Source organism: Paraburkholderia sp. BL21I4N1 (assembly GCF_002973525.1).
Classification (GTDB): Bacteria; Pseudomonadota; Gammaproteobacteria; order Burkholderiales; family Burkholderiaceae; genus Paraburkholderia.
Window position 1 is genome coordinate 26,401 of the sequence record NZ_PVEN01000002.1, and the last position, 16,282, is coordinate 42,682.

Here is a 16,282-nt window from a genome sequence, read left to right on the forward strand (position 1 = left end):
GCGCCTATCGCCGCGCGCGTCGTTAGCCATGCAACACCTCGCGTCCGACACCTACGCCGGCATCCGCCCCGGAGCGCTCGACGCGCTGATCGCCGCCAACCACAGCGGCCACGAACCGGCCTACGGCGAGGACTCCTCGATCAACGCGGTCTGCGATCGTTTGAGCGAACTGTTCCCGACCGACCGCAAAGTGTTCAACGGCACGGCGGCCGATTCGCGGGCGCTCGCGTCGCCGTGCCAGTCGTATCACCCGGCGATCTGCCATGAACTCGCGCACATCGAAACCGACGAATGCGGCGGCCCGGCGTTCTTCCTGGGCGGCTCGAAACCGCCGACCGCGCCGACCGCGCCGACCGCGCCGGGCATCGGCGGCAAATGCACACCGGACGCCGGCGCGCGTTTCGCGAACGCGGCGGCCGCGCTGGGCGTGCATCCGTCGGAGATTACGTGGCGCCTTCGCTAGGCTTCTTCGATAACGACGTCGGGTTGCGCCACGCGCGCCACGCCAATGCGATGCTCGAATTACAGCAAACGCGGTTGCAGGAAATTCCCGGCGTGAGCATCATGTTTCCGCGAGAATCGAATGCGGTGTTCGCGCAGTCAGAACGGCTTCCAGCCAGGCCGCGCATACCCATCCGCACCAACCCGAAACACGCAAGACATAAACCGCTACAAAACAAACGAGACGTCCCTCACCCATGACCGATTACCGATTTTGTCCACGCTGCGCCACGCCGTTGACCGAGCGCGCCGACCCTGAACACGAGGGCGGTCGTATCCGCCAGACCTGTCCCGATGTGGAGTGCGGCTACGTCCACTGGAACAACCCGCTGCCGGTGGTGGCGGCGATCGTGGAATATGAAGGCAAGATTCTGCTGGCGCGCAACGCCGCGTGGCCGGAGGGCATGTTCGCGCTGATTACCGGCTTCCTCGAAAACGGCGAGACGCCGGAGGAGGGCATCGCCCGTGAAGTACTCGAGGAGACTTCGCTGCACGCGGAAACGGTCGAGTTGATCGGCGTGTACGAATTCATCCGCAAGAACGAGTTGATCATTGCGTATCACGTGAAGGCGTACGGCACGGTTGCGCTGTCGCCGGAATTGCTCGAATACCGGCTGGTCGAACCGGCGAAATTGCGGCCGTGGCGCGCGGGCACCGGCCAGGCGCTCGGCGAATGGATGCGGCGGCGCGGCCTGCCGTTCGAGTTTGTAGAAAAGCCGGGGCAGTGAACCACGGCCGCAAGACGCAGAGACATCGTTAATCAATCAACCACCCGCACGCCACGATGAACAAACCCGCTCCCGCCGCGCGCAGCGCCTACCCGCATTTCCTGCCGATCACCACGCGCTGGATGGACAACGACGTCTACGGTCACGTGAACAACGTCGTCTACTACAGCTACTTCGACACCGTCGTGAACGAGTATCTGATCCGCGCGGGCGTGCTGGATTTCGAGCATGGCGCGACGATCGGGCTGGTGGTCGAAACGCATTGCAACTACTTCGCGCCGCTGGTGTTTCCCGAGCGGGTCGACGCGGGCTTGCGAGTGGTGCGGCTCGGCACGTCGAGCGTGCGTTACGAAGTCGGACTCTTCAAGGAGGGCGAGGCGGAGCCCGCCGCGCAAGGCCATTTCGTGCATGTCTATGTGGATCGTGTCACGCGCCGTCCGGTCACGCTGCCCGCCGACTTGCGCGCGGCGCTCGCGCCGTTGAGCGTCGCGGCGCAGGCGGATTAGGCGCGTGCAGTCGCTCGTCATCAATCTGCTCAACGGCGTCAGTTACGGCTTGCTGCTGTTCATGCTGTCGGCCGGATTGACGCTGATTTTCAGCATGCTCGGCGTGCTGAATTTCGCGCACGCGAGTTTCTACATGCTTGGCGCTTACGTCGGTTTCTCGGTGGCGGCGCGCGCCGGGTTCTGGAGCGCGCTGGTGATCGCGCCGCTCATCGTCGGTCTGATCGGCGCGGCGCTGGAGCGTTGGCTGTTGCGCCGCGTGCGTGGCCACGGCCATCTCGCGGAGTTGCTGCTGACCTTTGGCGCGGCGTATCTGCTTGGTGAACTGGTCAAGCTCGGCTGGGGACTGAGCCCGCTTTCCGCGACGGTGCCGGCGGTCCTCGATGGTCCCTTGTTCACCGTCTACGGCGCCGCGTTCGCGCGTTACCGGGCGTTCATGATGGTGGTGTCGCTGGCCATGCTCGCCGTGCTTTATGCGGTGCTGCGCGTGTCGAAGGCGGGGTTGATCGTGCGCGCCGCACTCACGCACGCGAACGCCGTCGAAGCGCTCGGTCACAACGTGCCGCGCGTGTTCACCGGCGTGTTCGCGGCCGGCACGGCGCTCGCCGCGCTGGCCGGCGTGATCGGCGCGCCGCTGTTCGTGATCGAACCGTCGATGGCGGAATCGCTCGGCTCGATCGTGTTCGTGGTGGTCGTGATCGGCGGCCTGGGCTCGTTGAGCGGGGCGCTGGCGGCATCGCTGCTGGTGGGCTGTGTGCAGACTTTCGCCGTGGCCACCGATGTGTCGTTGGGCGATGCGCTGTCGGTGGTCGGCGCGTCGTTGCCGCCGCAATGGGAAGCGCTGACGCTCGCGCAACTCGCGCCGCTGATTCCGTATCTGCTACTTGTCGCAATGCTGGCGTTGCGCCCGCGCGGGATGATTGGACGGCGTGACGATCATGCGTGAAATGCGGAAATCGGCACCCTGGCTAGCGCTCATCCTGCTGCTGGCCATTCCGCCATTCGTCTGGCCGCAAAGCTGGCTGCTCGCCTATCTTGCGCAGACCGCGACGATGATCGTGTTCGCGCTCTCCTACAACCTGCTGCTCGGCGCAACCGGATTGCTGTCGTTCGGTCAGGCCGCGTACTCCGGTCTCGGCGCGTTGATCGCCGCGCACGTGTTCAATGCGCTGGGCGTGCCGCTCGTGCTGCTGCCGTTGATCGGCGGTATCGGCGGCGCGCTGTGCGGGATGCTGGTCGGTTTCGTGTCGACACGCCGCGCGGGCACGGCCTTCGCGATGATCACGCTCGGCCTCGGCGAACTCGTGGCGGCGGCCGCGTGGACGCTGCCCGACTGGTTCGGCGGCGAAGCGGGCGTGGCGATCGACCGTGCGAGCGGCCCGTTGCTGGGAAGCTGGAGCTTCGGCCCGGCGCGCGAAGCCTACGCGCTGATCGCCATCTGGTGTTGTCTGGCGTGCGCCGCGATGTTTGCATTGTCACGCACGCCGTTCATGCGGCTCGCTAACGCCGTGCGCGATAATCCGGCGCGTGCTGCCGCGATCGGCTGTTATCCGCGTCGCGTCCGTTACGGCGTGGTGGTGCTGTCGGCGTTTTTCGCGGGCATCGCGGGGACGCTGAGCCTGATCAACGTCGAACTGGTATCGACGGAAAGCGTCGGTATGCTGCGCTCGGGCGCGGTGCTGATCGCCACGGTGATCGGCGGTACGGCAGCGTTCTTCGGACCGGTAGCGGGTGCGGTCGTGCTGACCTTTTTCAGCGTCGTGGTGGCGAGCGTTACGCGGGCGTGGCTGTTCTATCTGGGGCTGTTGTTTGTCGTGATCGTGGTGATGTCGCCGGATGGTCTCGCCGGCTTCGCGCAGCGACACACGACGCGGATCGCGACGCACGGTTGGCGTGCGTGCCGCGCGGCCTACGCGTGGGGCGTGATTGCCGCGTTGTTATGGATCGCGGCAATCGTGCTCGCGGTGCAATGGGCGTATGCCGTGCAATTCGGTGCGGATGACGGGGCGGTGTCGAATGTCGCGGGCTTGTGGCTGCCGGTGGTTTCGTCGCCGTTCCGGCTTGGCGTCGTGCTGTCGATGCTGGCCGTGCCGGGCGCCATCGCGGCGCGTTACGCGATTCGTGCGCAGGCACGTCTCGCGAGGCCGGCGGCCGAGATGCGTGTCATCGGAGAGGCGCGATGATTCCCGCACTCGCACTGTACGGCGTGACGAAGCGCTTCGGCGCCACGCAAATTCTGCGCGGCGTCGACCTCGCGATTCAGCCCGGCGAACGCCACGCGCTGATCGGTCCGAACGGCGCGGGCAAGTCGACGCTCTTCAATCTGATCGCCGGCGACGCACGGCCGAACGCCGGCCGCATCGATCTGTTCGGTGCTGAGATCACGCGCCTCGCGCCGGCCGCGATCGCTCGACGTGGTCTCGCGCGCAGCTTCCAGACCACGAGCGTGTTCGCGCGGCTGAGCGTGTTCGACAATCTGCGCTGCGCGGCGCAACTCGCCGAACGCGACCGCACGCGCTGGTGGCAGCGCCTCACCGGCTCGCGCACCGTCGACACCCGCGCCGAACAGGTGCTCGACGCCGTCGGTCTGAGCGCTCATCGGCATGTGCAAGCCGGCACGCTCAGCTATGCGGGGCAACGTGCGCTCGACCTCGGCATTGCGCTCGCGGGCGGCGCGCACACCTTGCTGCTCGACGAGCCGACCGCCGGCATGAACCGCGCGGAAGCCGCGCGCGCGATCGAGCTGATTCGCGAAACCACCGCCGGCCGCACGCTGTTGATGGTCGAACACGACATGGACGCGGTGTTCGCTATCGCGGATCGTATTTCGGTGCTGGTGCAAGGGCGTGTCATCGCGAGCGGCACGCCGGCGGCGATTCGCTCGGATGCGACGGTGCGTGCTGTTTATCTGGGCGATGGGGCGGCTAACGGCACTGGCAACGGCAACGGCAACGGCAACGGCAACGGCAACGGCAACGGCAACGGCAACGGCCATCCCCTCACCAAAGGCCCTGGCGCATGACCGCCTTGCTCGACATCCGTAGACTCAACGCGTGGTATGGCGCCAGCCAGGCGCTGCACGGCGTCACGCTGCGCGTCGAGGCGGGCGAGGTACTCGCGCTGGTCGGCCGTAACGGCTCGGGGCGCTCGACGCTGGCCCGCGCGCTGATGGGCCTCGTGCGCAGCGAGGGCGAGGCCAGTTTCGCGGGCCGCTCGCTCGACGGCTTGCGGACCTTCGAGATTGCGCGTCTGGGGCTCGGTTACGTGCCGGAACATCGCGACGTCTTTCCCACGTTGAGCGTCCACGAGAATCTGCAACTCGGCGTGGCGCCGCGCATGCGCAATCGCACGCCGCGTTTCACCTTCGACGATGCCTACGAACTGTTCCCCGTGCTGCGCGAACGCCGGCGCACACGCGCTGGCGCGCTGTCGGGCGGTGAGCAGCAGATGCTGACGCTGGCTCGCGCGCTGCTCGGCGATCCCGATCTGCTGCTGATCGACGAACCCGGCGAAGGGCTGGCGAGCCTCGTGATGGGTCAGGTCGCCGCGTGTCTGCGCAGATTGCGCGAGCGCGGCGTGGCGATGTTGCTGATCGAGCAGCGGCTCGTGATCGCGCGCGATATCGCTAGCCGCGTGGCCGTCATGGGGCATGGGGAGATCGTGTTCGATGCGTCGCTCGATTCTTTTTTGACGCGCGCCGATGTCATGCAGGAATGGCTCGGCGTGGGTTGAACGAGCGCCCGCGTCAGCCTGGCGGCGGTCGTTTCAAAGCACGAGCCATCGGATTCAAATGGCAGCGCCGTACTCGCCGCAATGAAAATTCCGCGGACACGCCTTGTCTCTTCGCCCGCCGTCATTCTCAATCCGATCGAGGGTCATCCTGTCGCTGGCACTTTGCCCTGAGCTGCCGGGCGGCTCTTCACATGATCGATGAACGCGCGCAGCTTCGGCATGATCTGCCGGCGGCTGGGATAGTAGAGAAACACGCCCGGTGTCACCGGCGCGAATTGCGCCAGCACCTGCACGAGTTGGCCGGTTCGCAATCGTTCGGCGGCCATCGGCTCGGGTAGCTGGGCAAGGCCCATGCCTTCGATCGCACCGCCCAGCATGGTCGGAAAATCATTGGCGATGAGCGGGCCGGATACGGCGATCTCGATCGTCTGGCCGTGGTCGTTGAAGGACCAGAGCGCGAGCGCGCCGCTGGATTGCCGCCACCGCAAACAGGCGTGCTGGCGTAGATCGTCGGTGTGTTGCGGCGCGCCGTGCGCCGCGAGGTAATCGGGGCTGCCGACGACGACAAGACGAAGCGGCGGCGTCAACGGCACGGCGACCATGTCGGCGTCGAGGAACTGACCCATCCGGATCCCGGCGTCGAATCCTTCCGCGGCAAGATCGATCAGTTCCTTGTTGGCGGCAATCTCCACTTCGACCTCGGGATACGCCTGGCAGAAAGACGCGATCAGCGGTTCGAGCAAGATGGGCAACACCGCGCGCGGCACGGAAAGCCGCAACAGTCCGGTAGGCCGCTGACCGAATCCGCGCGCCACCTCGCTCGCGGCAACGAGCTCTTCGAAAGCGGGCTTGGCGTGCGCCAGAAACCGCTCGCCGGCCTCGGTCAGGCCGACACTGCGCGTGGTGCGGATGAAGAGCGCTGCGCCGATGCGCGCCTCAAGCACACGCACCGTCTGGCTAACGGCCGAGGGCGTCACCCCGAGCTCCGCGGCGGCCCGGCGAAAGCTGCGATGCTGGGCGACGCTCAGGAATACCTCCACACCATCGAGCGCGCCTTGTCTGACTGTGAAGTTCTGCTTCATAGCCCGTCAACATTGTGATGAATAGTCGGTCGAGAGAGGCCATGGTACACCTGTGTCTGCGGATGAGAAGTCGTGCCGGCCGGCCTCTTTCGTGTCCTTCAACGCGCCGGACAACACCTGACAGGAGGCTTCATGCCACCGGAAATTCTCTTCCCGTTGCATCTCGCGCTGGGGTATGTCGCCGGGCTGCTTTGTTTCCGCGTGTACGTCTGGCCGAGGCTCAAATCGATGGACGCTTTCGATGCGCAACGCGCTATCGCCACCTTCCACAGTTTCCGTTTTTTTGGGCTGGCGTTTATTCTGCCGGGCGTGGTCGGCCCGCATCTGCCTGCGAGTTTCGCCGTGTCCGCCGCTTACGGCGACTTCGCAACGGGCGTGCTGGCGATGCTGGCGTTATTGACGGCACGCAGAGCCGCGCTGTTCTGGTTGTTCGTCGTGGCGTTTAATGTTGTTGGCGTGACGGATCTGATCCTCGACTATTACCGTGCGATTCAGGCCGGTCTTCCGGCGCACGCCGGTGAGTTGGGTGCGATGTACGCGATTCCGATTATCTATGTGCCGCTGCTGATGATCACGCATGTCGCCGCGTTTTATCTGCTGCTGCGGTCGCAGCCGAAGGTGGTGCGGAGTTTTTGAAGTTGGCTTGGGTCATGATTGAAGAGACATGACTTCATGTCCGCGCCTCGGTCTGACCATGCCAGCATCGTGTGGAATTGATACCCGGATTGGCACGGGTGGTGGCAGGTGAGTGCGTGTGGCAACATCGCGATGATTTTCAAATCACGTCTGGCCTGGCGTCGGCCTCCACACCTCAGGAGCACTCATGTTCGACCACGTTAAATTCGGTGTCAGCGACTATGCAGCGAGCAAGGCGTTCTTCGTCAAGGCACTCGAACCGATCGGCGTAGCGGTTGTTTCGGAGGGGGCGCCGGCATACGGTGTCGAACTCAGCCCGCCGGGAAAGGCATCGTTGTGCCTGTTCCAGACCGAGGAGAAGCCGGCGCATCTTCACCTGGCGTTCACGGCCGATAACCGCCGGCAAGTCGACGCTTTCTATCGCGGGGCGCTGGAAGCGGGCGGTAAAGATAATGGCGCGCCCGGTCTGCGTCCGCGCTATCACGCGAACTACTATGCCGCCTTTGTGATTGCTCCGGACGGGCACAATATCGAGGTGGTTTGTCACCAGGCCGAGGCTTGAAGCCGGGACCGCTAAAAAATGTCCATCTGAATAACCCCGGCTCCGTTGCAATGGCGCGTCATGGAAAGACGTTTTGATGCGTTGCCCCCAATACGTAATTGTGAATGAATTACACTGCTTCACCCCTCTCCCCCGTGAGGCGAATTTTAATGCGTTTTGCATAAATGTTGGGACGAGCCTAAAAGAAATGGCGCGGAAAAGCTGCGTCGCCGGCGGAAAGGGGGCCACGGAAGATAATTCACAGAAAAGCGAGTTGGAGCCAATGTCCATATTCCTCAGCAATCAAGTTGTACCCTTTTGCCTGCGCGACGCGCGTCTCGATGAATCACTGGTTCACGAGATCATTGACGATATACCCGAGGCCGATTTTGAAGCACTGCAGGGTCTGCTTTGCGATATTCTTAAAGGCGAGTCGGTGGCCGGAAAAGTCAGTGTACGGGATCCCGCCACGCGCGCGGCGGCGCCGCTTCACAGCATCATCTACAACGGTGGGAGGGCTGGCAACGCGGGCGTCGCAGTCGTGTCGTTCAGCTTTTCGAACGCCGCCGAACAGAGTTTGTTCGCGATATTTGGCTTGATCGCGGCAACGGCCTCCGGCCAACTGTCGTTCAGCAATGCAAGCGACGCCTATACGGTATTCAGAGGTCTCTGGAGCAGTCTTTCTGCTTTGCGTTCCCCCCAGGACGATGATGCCATTGCGATCATCCGGTCTTTGGGCGTTCTTAAAACGAAAGGCAATAAGCAGTCGACAAATTTACAGATCGAAGCTGAAACCGGCCTGCCTTCTCAGGCGGTGGCTAATGCGCTTCAGTCGCTTGAACAACGCAGGGTAATACTTTGCACCTCGTGGGGTGGCCAAAGCAACCATTACGCTCACCCGGCCAACCTCTGGGAGATCAAGCTCTAAATGGACACCGGTCTCTTCTCCCAGTCGGACAGTCGCGTAATCGGGTCGTTTCACTACGGTCACGCCATCATAGCGGCCACTTCCAATGACGAGGCGCTGGAACTCTATCGGAATCCAGCGTTGATCGACTCATACGGCGGTGATCAGGCTCGAATCTTTGAACTCCTGCTTGAAGCCAATTCGATCATTCACGAACGCCTCCATTTCTTGCACTCGTTTGGAACCATTGCCGGTCTTTCGCTGTTTTCCGAGCGCATGGTGGCGTCGAGACGTTTCATGGAAGCTGGCTACCACCTAAAGACGACAGGCGCTCTTTGGACGCTACCGCTATCGAAAGCGGCATCTGATCCGAACTGCCCGGATGTCATACGGAAGTTGCGTCGCTACGCAAGGTCGTACCGCGTTGCCAACGACATGTTCCTTGCGCCTTATTCGAAAATCGCGGTAGACGGGCATACCGATTTGCCATGGTTGGATGTTCCGGTGGAAACCGTCGGCGGGCATGGCGACCCCAAGATTCCGGCATTTCCTCTCTCGATTGATTTGCCGCAAGAGACAGGCAGCTCACGGCCAATAAGCGTGTTGATACCATTGGGTTATGAGGCACTCGTTGAAGGCATTGCGCATTCGATGGCGCGGTCCGTGACCGAAGCACTTTTTCCAGAATTATCTGCCGAGTTATTTGTTAAATACGGACCGCCACGTAAGGTGCGCGTCGGCACACCGGAATCAGATATCGACGAAGTCGCGAGTCGTACCGATATTTACATGGCGACCGATTTTCTGATAAGCAAATATCTACGATCGAAAGGAATCGCTCAATTCGCCAGAGAGACCGTGGTCAAGCTTTCCGATATCGCACTGTCGTCCACTTTTTTTTCTGTTGAGGATGTTTCAGATAAAGATACGATGATCAAGGTGCAGTTTCCTGGATATAGCTTGGTTCGTGCATTGGAACAGGCCGATCCCATCAGCCTAGAAAAAGCAGAAATCGAATATCCCGAGTCCATTGACAAAATTTATGCCAATATTCTGGAAAGATTGTCGGCAGGTGGCGATTGGGATACAGTGGAAGGAAGTAATTCACTTTTTATGGCTCCAAAAATATGGGAGAGTTTTTGCGCTCATCACATCACCGTGCCGTTGTTGAAGAGTCGAATTGAAAATGGAAATAAATCGTTTTACGATTCAACCGATCTATTTATGACTGCAGCACGAATGGCTTTACCGCGCGTTGAAGTATTGAATGGAGGGGTGAAATTTATTGGCATTCCCGAGCCAGTCAAAAATGCTTGGGGAAAGCAATTGTTCGTTTCCGAAATCGCGCAACAAGTCTTTGCCGACAGTGACGTCATTTTTTGTCCTCGCGCGCATCCGACATTGCCCGGCATGGATCATCTGGATTTCGCGGGCGGCAAATGCAAGCTCAATATCAAACGGGGCTGCGGCAGTTGCATTCCCGGCCAGAACGATTTCCACCCCCCATGTCTGTTCACCAATGCGCTCAAGGAACTGGGCTTTATCAAGCCCGATCCACGTGAAGCCAAAAGCGAACAAACCCAGAGTCAGTCCTAATAAGTGATGATAGCGGCTTTTATCGAGCGGCCTGTCTTGCGGGCCGCTTACCGCAATACTTCGACACAGGTTCAGGAGCGGTATTTCCGTATCACTTTTTAGCCTAAATCGCGAGGTCTTTGCCGTCTATCGCGCCGCAAGTTGACCTATTGAGGACGTTCGAGCCGATAACGGCTGCGGCCATCGTCAGGCACGGGCGTCGGAATCGACGACGCCTACCTCAATCTCAACCCTCCGACCGATACAAAACAAACCCATCTGGCCGCACCATCACCACACCCTCGTCGGGCAGAGCCGTCAGCGTGCGCCAGTCGTCTTCGGAATCCACGAATTCGAAATCCTTGCCGGCGACATAAACCGCTGGCGTAGCGGGATTCAGGCTTGCACCGCGCGATGCCCGCGCCGAAGCGTCCGGGCCGGCCAGCAAGACATAGCTGTCGCCGAAGAGATCGAGCGTCGAGATCCGTTGTCCATCACGCCGAATCCACGCGTGAGGAAAGCGCGTCCCGGTCTGTGCCTGCAGATGAGGTACCCACTCAGGCGAGTCTTCGGAATGCGCGCTGTCCGCATACGGATAGCGATGCCGCAACAACAAGGCACCCGCATCGAGCAACGCAGCGAACACCGCCCGGTTGGTGGGCGTTTCGATACCAAAGCGCGCATCGAAGTCCGTGCGCAGCAAAGCCTGGCTGCCGTTACGCACGGCCAATGGCCGCCTCTCGGTCTCGTAACTATCGAGCAGCGCCGCAGCCGCCTCACCGCGTAATGTAGCGGCGATCTTCCACGCGAGATTGTGTGCATCGGCAATGCCGGTGGTCGCATTGAAACCGCCCCACGGCGGCATGAGATGCGCCGCGTCACCGCACAGAAAAGCGCGGCCCGACCGATAACGCTGCGCAATAGAAACGCCCGTGCTCCACGTGCCATGACTCAGCATCTCGACGTCGACGTCATCGAGACCGATCGCGGCGCGCAGCAGGTTGGGCAGTTCGCTGTCGGCCGGTGGCCCTTGCGACGGTTCGTATTCCAGATGGAACGACCATAGGTCCGTGTTGTTCATTGCCAGAAAAAGGCCGCGCACTGTTTCGTTCGCGATCTCGCACTGGCTGAACGTGCGGCCTTTCACGGCCTCGGTCAGATTGGCCCGGAAGAAGAGGTTGAGCAGATGCTGAGGGGCGGGCGTTTCGGTCATGCCGATGCCCAATTGCCTGCGCACGAAACTGCGGCCACCGTCGGCGCCGAGCAACCAGGTCGCTTCAACGACCGTCTCCTGCCCATCGCGGCCACGCACTGTCGCGACCACCGCATCGCGCGACTCGGCGAACGACACGAGTTCATGGCCGAAGCGCACGTCGCCGCCCCGCGTCTCCAGATGCTGGCGTAGCACCGGCTCGATCAGCGTTTGCGGACAGGCGCCGAAACTTGACGGCGATGCGCCGGCCGCCGCCATCTTCACGCGCATGGTGGAGACGTCGACGATCGACTGCGCGTCCATCAGCGTGCGTCCGCGTCGTGCGCCGCCGAAGCCGCCCTGTTTCCAGGCCGTCGCCGTCGCCGCCTTGACTGCATCTTCAACGCCGATCTGCCGAAACAGTTCCATGGTTCGCAGATGGATGCCGCGAGCGCGCGGCAGTTGCGAAACCGCCTCGTTCTTCTCGACGAGCACGAAGGGCACGCCCAGGCGCTGCAGGAACAGGCCGGCCGACAGGCCAACCAGGCCACCGCCGACGATCAGCACCGATGTGCGGGTAGGGAGAACGGTCATACGCGACGCCTCGATGTTAAAATCTATCAACGATAAGTATATCTATCACTGATAGAGAGTCAAGCATGGCAAAAATTCGACGTGACGAAGTGGCGAGTGCGGCGCTTGAACTCCTCGACGTAGTCGGCCTGGACGGGTTATCGACGCGGCGTCTTGCCGAGAAACTCGGCGTGGAGTCGGCCACGCTCTACTGGCACTTCCGTGACAAGTCGGCGCTGCTCGGCGAGATGGCTTCCTTGGTGCTGAGCCGGCATCACACGATCGGCGTGCCCGAGGACATCGCGGATTGGCCGGTCTGGTTTGCCGACAACGCACGCAGCTTCCGTCGCGCGCTCCTCGCGCATCGCGACGGCGCATTGCTGCATGCCGGCACGACGCCGAGCCAGGACGAGCTCAAGCGGATACTGCCGAAAGTGGCTTACCTGGTGCGCGCCGGTTTGAGCGAATCGGATGCGCAGATGGCGTTGCTGGCCGCAGGTCAGTTCACGGTGGGTTGCGTGCTGGAGGAGCAGGCGCGTGACGTTCGGCTTGCGTCAGCCGAACCTCAAGGCAAAGCGGCGGGCAAAGGCAAGACCGCTCAGACGGCGGACGCCGGCCCGGCGATCGATCCCATCGATCCCGATGTGGCTTTCGAGTTTGGCCTGGGTCTGCTGGTTAGCGGTCTTGGCCGCCGATAGCGGCTTCTCGCCCTGAGGCGAGAAGTTGCGTTTCACGCTAAAGGTTGCCGCCTCAAACGGGCAGCGCGGCGCGTTGGATCGGCGCTTCGAGAAGACATCCAAACTCGCGGGCAAAGTCGACAGAAACGCGTGCGTGCACGGCGCCCTGTTTGTCGAAGAGGCGCTGGGTGCCTTCAAGGGTGAAGACGCCTTCGTGCCAGATGTTCGGATGGATGTAGAGACCGTGCCGTCCATCGAAGCGAAAGCACACGAAGCTTTCCGGCGCAATGTCGTCGCCGGGCAATGCCAAGGGCACGTAGAACGGGCGACCGTCGAGCGGAAAGAAGAGCTGTCCGCCGTCCGGATGATAGTTCGCGTGCCAGAGCAACATGCGCTCCGGTTGAGCGGTGTGGTCTTCGCGGGCGGCTGCGGGTTCCGTTGCGTACGCGAGGATGTAGTTGCCGCCCACGGCTTCATTGCGGCCGTAGAGAATGTCCCCGCGCCATTCGCTGACGAAGGTGCCTTCGGTCGTGCCGGCCTCGTCGCCGGTGCCGGGATCGATCGGCCTCGATCCCACGGCGGGCCACTGCACGATCTCGACGGCGCAATCGTTCGGATCTGCAACGAGCCGGCCGAATCCGTGGAGCGTTTGCGGGGTCGCGTCGACCACGGGCAGGGACACGCGCCGGAGGCCATCAGGCAGAGCGGGGTTGAGGTAGTCGATTTCTTGGGTCATCCAAATAGTCTACACGTCGCGAACCGGCTCTTTGTGACTGCCGGGGCCACCTGCAATGAATCGGCAGTAGCTTTCCTGTTTAAGGTGTGTGATCTTCTGAGCCTTCCAATACTCGTCCCGGAAAACTCGATGCGCATCAGAACCATGTATTTCAAAGTGATGGACATGGAACGGTCGATCACGTTCTGGGAAAAGCTGCTAGGACTCTCGCCGAATCGCAAGTCGGAGAAGTGGGCCGAGTTTTCAATCGGTGGAGTTCGGATTGGGTTGTTGCTGAATGATTTCGGCGATGAGTTAGTCGGTAGCGCTAGCGTGCCCGTGTTCGAGTTCGATGCGTCTTCTCTGCCGGCCTTTCTGGACCGCGCAAAGTCTCTCGGGGCAACCGTCGTCATGCAGTTGAACGACGATATGACCAGCGTCGTTCTGGCGACCCCCGACGGCCACGAATTCGAAATTTGCACGTGCCACGATTAAGCGTTTCTTCGCCCCATTCCTGTCGCCGCCGGCATACTCAAAACTCGCGTGCCATTGCGCGGGCTTCTTCGATTGCGCGGCTTCGGTCCACCTTCCCATCGGGACCGAACAACGTGCGCTCCACGACGATGCCGGCGACGTTCTCCACGCCCACGAACTTCAGCCACGTCTCCATGTAAGGACGCTGAAGGTCGAATTCGCTGGCCGGCGTCAGCGATCCCGGCGACGTATAGCTCAATCCGCGCGCATAAACGACTGCCGCCTTTTTCCCGCGCAACATGCCGGCAAAACCCGAACTATCGAACGAGAACAGCACGTCCTTCTGCGAGATCAGATCGATCAGCTGTTTCAGCTTGTACGGAATGCTGAAATTCCATAACGGCACACCGAACAGGAATTTGTCGGCTTCGTGAAAGGGCGCCGCAAGGGCTTCGATGCGCCGCCATGCGGCGGCCTGGTTCGGCGTCAACGGCGTCCCGCTTAAACTGGCGTATTTCGCGGCCAGGGCGTCCGCATCGAATTCGGGAAGCGCCTCGTTCCACAGATCGAGCTTTTGAATCTCGTGATCGGGATGCGCCAGGCGGTACGCATCCAGAAACGCATTGCACACTTCGATGGACGCCGAGTAGCCCTTGTTGGGTGAACCTTCGATATAGAGAACGCGAGTCATGAGGCCAGTCCTTTCGGGAGGTGACGGCGACGGGCGGAATGCGTGGTCGCTCACCGTGATTGGCAGCGTACCGACTGCGCTTATAATTTAGAAACGCTATTAATTGCTTGAATTAACCCAGTTTGGTGATGAATGGACAGCCCGCTCGATACCGCGCTTCTTCGTACATTCGTAGTCGTCGCGGAGGCGCGCAGCTTCACGGGTGCCGGGCGACGCTTGCATTTGAGTCAATCCGCGGTGAGCGCCCAGGTGGTTCGTCTCGAGGAGCAGATCGGGCGCGCGCTGCTGGTGCGCAATACGCGTCGCGTTGCGCTCACGGAGCATGGCCAGACGCTGCTCGGCTATGCGCGGGCCATGCTCAACCTCAGCGACGAAGCCCGAACCCGGTTGGGAGCGGGCGACACCTACGGCGGCAAGCTGCGGGTCGGCGCATCGGAGGATTTTGCCGGCGGATGGTTGCCCGACGCGATGCGGCGTTTTAGCGCCGCGCGCCGTGGATTACTGCTGGATCTCACCGTCGACATTGGCGAGAGTCTGTTTCGACGCCACGCGAATGGCGATTTCGATCTGGTTATCGGCAGCCGGTGTTCGGCGTCGAACACGGCCGCCACGTTGTGGCGGGAGCCGCTCGGCTGGGCATTTGCGCGCCATGAGCCGCTTCCCGAAGGCGACGTGCCACTGGCGTGTTTTCCCGATCCGTGTCCGTTTCGGGAGGCGGCGGTCAAGGCACTCGCGTTGGCCGGCATGCCGTATCGCATTGCGTGCGAAAGTCCGAGTGTGATGGGCATTCGGGCATTTGCGCGAGCGGGTATTGCCATTGCGCCGGTGCCGCGCAGCGTGATCGACGACGAACTCCGCGAACTCGGCGTCAGCGAAGGTTTGCCGGCATTGCCGGAGATTGAATTCGTTATGATGTACGACGCGGAGAAGCCGGCTGCGGTGGAATTCGCCGAGGCGATTTTCGAAGAGGTCGAGGTTCGCATGGGCGTGGGGAAGCGCAATCTGATCGCTGCGCATCATCCTTTGGCTTAATGCGGTCTCCATTCACGATGCCTATTAAACGCCACTCGACTCAATTCCAGAAATAGCAATTCATCTTTGCAAATAAAGTGCTTAATTATCTGCGACCGCTTTCCTAGACTAGCTGTGCGGTGATCTATGGGTTTGCTCTACGTGTACAACTGCGAGGGCATGCCAGATCGCCACGAGTCAGGCCGGCAATGGCCGCCTCGCAGAAAAGCGAATGGGTCGTTCAGGCCGCAATTCGAGTCCAGATCAAAAAGGAGCGGGACATGATCAAGGCAACTAGCACATTAATCGCGGCTGTCGCCGCGCTCACGCTGTCGGCCGGCGCTTATGCGCAGAGCAATAACACACTGGCGACGCCAGGCGTCACGTCGCCCGCCGCTGCAACGAGCGGTTACGGCACGCCTGGCGCCGTGAATTCTGAAAGCGGCACGGGCGCCGCGTCGCCAAACTCGGGCCTGGCGAATGGCTCAAGCAATAGCGCGACGTCGCTCACCAACCTGCCCGGAAGCCACAACACGCTGGCAACCCCGAGCACCGTATCGCCGGCCGGTCAATAATAGCGATCAAGAATAGCGACGTCCTGACGGTCAACCTGCCTCGCGCATTGTGTCCAGCACGACGTCGTTATTATTGGCGCTAGCGGAGTAGTCTTCGTCCTCAAGGGTATCCAAGCCAGGTGGAAAAAATAGAAGAATCGGGTTCCAGCGCGTAAGGGCTATTTCACTG

The 16,282-nt window shown here is 61.7% G+C and carries 18 protein-coding genes and 1 pseudogene; 15 read left to right on the forward strand and 4 right to left on the reverse strand.

Translation table 11 applies throughout. From position 1 onward, the window contains the following. Positions 1 to 28: 28 nt before the first annotated feature. From B0G83_RS06425 to B0G83_RS06455, 7 genes and pseudogenes are all read left to right on the forward strand, one after another. Positions 29 to 621 (forward strand): annotated as a pseudogene (locus tag B0G83_RS06425) (beta-eliminating lyase-related protein); the annotation flags it as partial. A 77-nt stretch (positions 622 to 698) separates the two neighbouring features. Continuing rightward, positions 699 to 1,229: an NUDIX domain-containing protein gene (locus tag B0G83_RS06430; protein ID WP_105506639.1), complete on the forward strand. Its 531-nt coding sequence runs from the start codon at positions 699 to 701 to the stop codon at positions 1,227 to 1,229. A gap of 56 nt (positions 1,230 to 1,285) precedes the next feature. Then, positions 1,286 to 1,735: a thioesterase family protein gene (locus tag B0G83_RS06435; protein WP_105506640.1), complete on the forward strand. Its 450-nt coding sequence runs from the start codon at positions 1,286 to 1,288 to the stop codon at positions 1,733 to 1,735. A 4-nt stretch (positions 1,736 to 1,739) separates the two neighbouring features. Further along, positions 1,740 to 2,678: a branched-chain amino acid ABC transporter permease gene (locus tag B0G83_RS06440; protein ID WP_105506641.1), complete on the forward strand. Its 939-nt coding sequence runs from the start codon at positions 1,740 to 1,742 to the stop codon at positions 2,676 to 2,678. A gap of 1 nt (position 2,679) precedes the next feature. Next, positions 2,680 to 3,915, forward strand: a complete 1,236-nt coding sequence (locus B0G83_RS06445) for a branched-chain amino acid ABC transporter permease (RefSeq protein WP_258167757.1) — start codon at positions 2,680 to 2,682, stop codon at positions 3,913 to 3,915. Then, positions 3,912 to 4,754, forward strand: coding sequence for an ABC transporter ATP-binding protein (locus B0G83_RS06450; protein ID WP_258167758.1), 843 nt, complete (start codon positions 3,912 to 3,914; stop codon positions 4,752 to 4,754). The genes B0G83_RS06445 and B0G83_RS06450 overlap by 4 nt, the downstream gene beginning before the upstream one ends. Beyond that, a complete protein-coding gene (locus B0G83_RS06455) occupies positions 4,751 to 5,464 on the forward strand; it encodes an ABC transporter ATP-binding protein (RefSeq protein WP_105506643.1) in 714 nt (237 codons plus the stop codon). The genes B0G83_RS06450 and B0G83_RS06455 overlap by 4 nt, the downstream gene beginning before the upstream one ends. A 143-nt stretch (positions 5,465 to 5,607) precedes the next feature. On the opposite strand, the gene B0G83_RS06460 is transcribed toward B0G83_RS06455, so the two are convergent. Then, positions 5,608 to 6,546 (reverse strand): LysR family transcriptional regulator, encoded by a 939-nt coding sequence (locus B0G83_RS06460; RefSeq protein ID WP_105506644.1) that lies wholly within the window; start codon positions 6,544 to 6,546, stop codon positions 5,608 to 5,610. Between the two features lie 132 nt (positions 6,547 to 6,678). On the opposite strand from B0G83_RS06460, the gene B0G83_RS06465 reads away from it, so the two are divergent. The 4 genes from B0G83_RS06465 (at position 6,679) to B0G83_RS06480 (ending at position 10,226) form a co-directional block, all read left to right on the forward strand. Continuing rightward, positions 6,679 to 7,182 carry a hypothetical protein gene (locus B0G83_RS06465; RefSeq protein WP_105506645.1) on the forward strand — a complete coding sequence of 168 codons (504 nt, stop codon included), beginning with the start codon at positions 6,679 to 6,681 and terminating at the stop codon, positions 7,180 to 7,182. 187 nt (positions 7,183 to 7,369) lie between these two features. After that, complete coding sequence (locus B0G83_RS06470) at positions 7,370 to 7,744, forward strand: VOC family protein (protein ID WP_105506646.1); 375 nt, start codon at positions 7,370 to 7,372, stop codon at positions 7,742 to 7,744. A gap of 187 nt (positions 7,745 to 7,931) precedes the next feature. Next, positions 7,932 to 8,651, forward strand: coding sequence for a hypothetical protein (locus B0G83_RS06475; protein WP_105506647.1), 720 nt, complete (start codon positions 7,932 to 7,934; stop codon positions 8,649 to 8,651). After that, the gene (locus B0G83_RS06480; RefSeq protein ID WP_105506648.1) at positions 8,652 to 10,226 is read left to right on the forward strand and encodes a hypothetical protein; all 1,575 of its coding nucleotides are present in this window, start codon (positions 8,652 to 8,654) and stop codon (positions 10,224 to 10,226) included. A gap of 226 nt (positions 10,227 to 10,452) precedes the next feature. Here B0G83_RS06480 and B0G83_RS06485 read toward each other — a convergent pair whose 3' ends face one another. Beyond that, a complete protein-coding gene (locus tag B0G83_RS06485) occupies positions 10,453 to 11,991 on the reverse strand; it encodes an FAD-dependent monooxygenase (RefSeq protein ID WP_105506649.1) in 1,539 nt (512 codons plus the stop codon). 65 nt (positions 11,992 to 12,056) lie between these two features. Between B0G83_RS06485 and B0G83_RS06490 the strand changes: the two genes are divergently transcribed. Beyond that, entirely contained in the window at positions 12,057 to 12,668 is a 612-nt protein-coding gene (locus B0G83_RS06490) for a TetR/AcrR family transcriptional regulator C-terminal domain-containing protein (protein ID WP_105506650.1), read from the forward strand. Between the two features lie 52 nt (positions 12,669 to 12,720). Here B0G83_RS06490 and B0G83_RS06495 read toward each other — a convergent pair whose 3' ends face one another. After that, positions 12,721 to 13,383 carry an ureidoglycolate lyase gene (locus tag B0G83_RS06495; RefSeq protein WP_105506651.1) on the reverse strand — a complete coding sequence of 221 codons (663 nt, stop codon included), beginning with the start codon at positions 13,381 to 13,383 and terminating at the stop codon, positions 12,721 to 12,723. A gap of 129 nt (positions 13,384 to 13,512) precedes the next feature. Between B0G83_RS06495 and B0G83_RS06500 the strand changes: the two genes are divergently transcribed. After that, a complete protein-coding gene (locus tag B0G83_RS06500; RefSeq protein ID WP_105506652.1) occupies positions 13,513 to 13,857 on the forward strand; it encodes a VOC family protein in 345 nt (114 codons plus the stop codon). 37 nt (positions 13,858 to 13,894) lie between these two features. On the opposite strand, the gene B0G83_RS06505 is transcribed toward B0G83_RS06500, so the two are convergent. Continuing rightward, positions 13,895 to 14,527 (reverse strand): FMN-dependent NADH-azoreductase, encoded by a 633-nt coding sequence (locus B0G83_RS06505; protein ID WP_105506653.1) that lies wholly within the window; start codon positions 14,525 to 14,527, stop codon positions 13,895 to 13,897. Positions 14,528 to 14,659: 132 nt separating this feature from the next. On the opposite strand from B0G83_RS06505, the gene B0G83_RS06510 reads away from it, so the two are divergent. Further along, positions 14,660 to 15,559 carry a LysR substrate-binding domain-containing protein gene (locus B0G83_RS06510; protein WP_105506654.1) on the forward strand — a complete coding sequence of 300 codons (900 nt, stop codon included), beginning with the start codon at positions 14,660 to 14,662 and terminating at the stop codon, positions 15,557 to 15,559. A 260-nt stretch (positions 15,560 to 15,819) separates the two neighbouring features. Further along, positions 15,820 to 16,113, forward strand: a complete 294-nt coding sequence (locus tag B0G83_RS06515; protein WP_105507179.1) for a hypothetical protein — start codon at positions 15,820 to 15,822, stop codon at positions 16,111 to 16,113. The last annotated feature ends 169 nt before the right edge of the window (positions 16,114 to 16,282 follow it).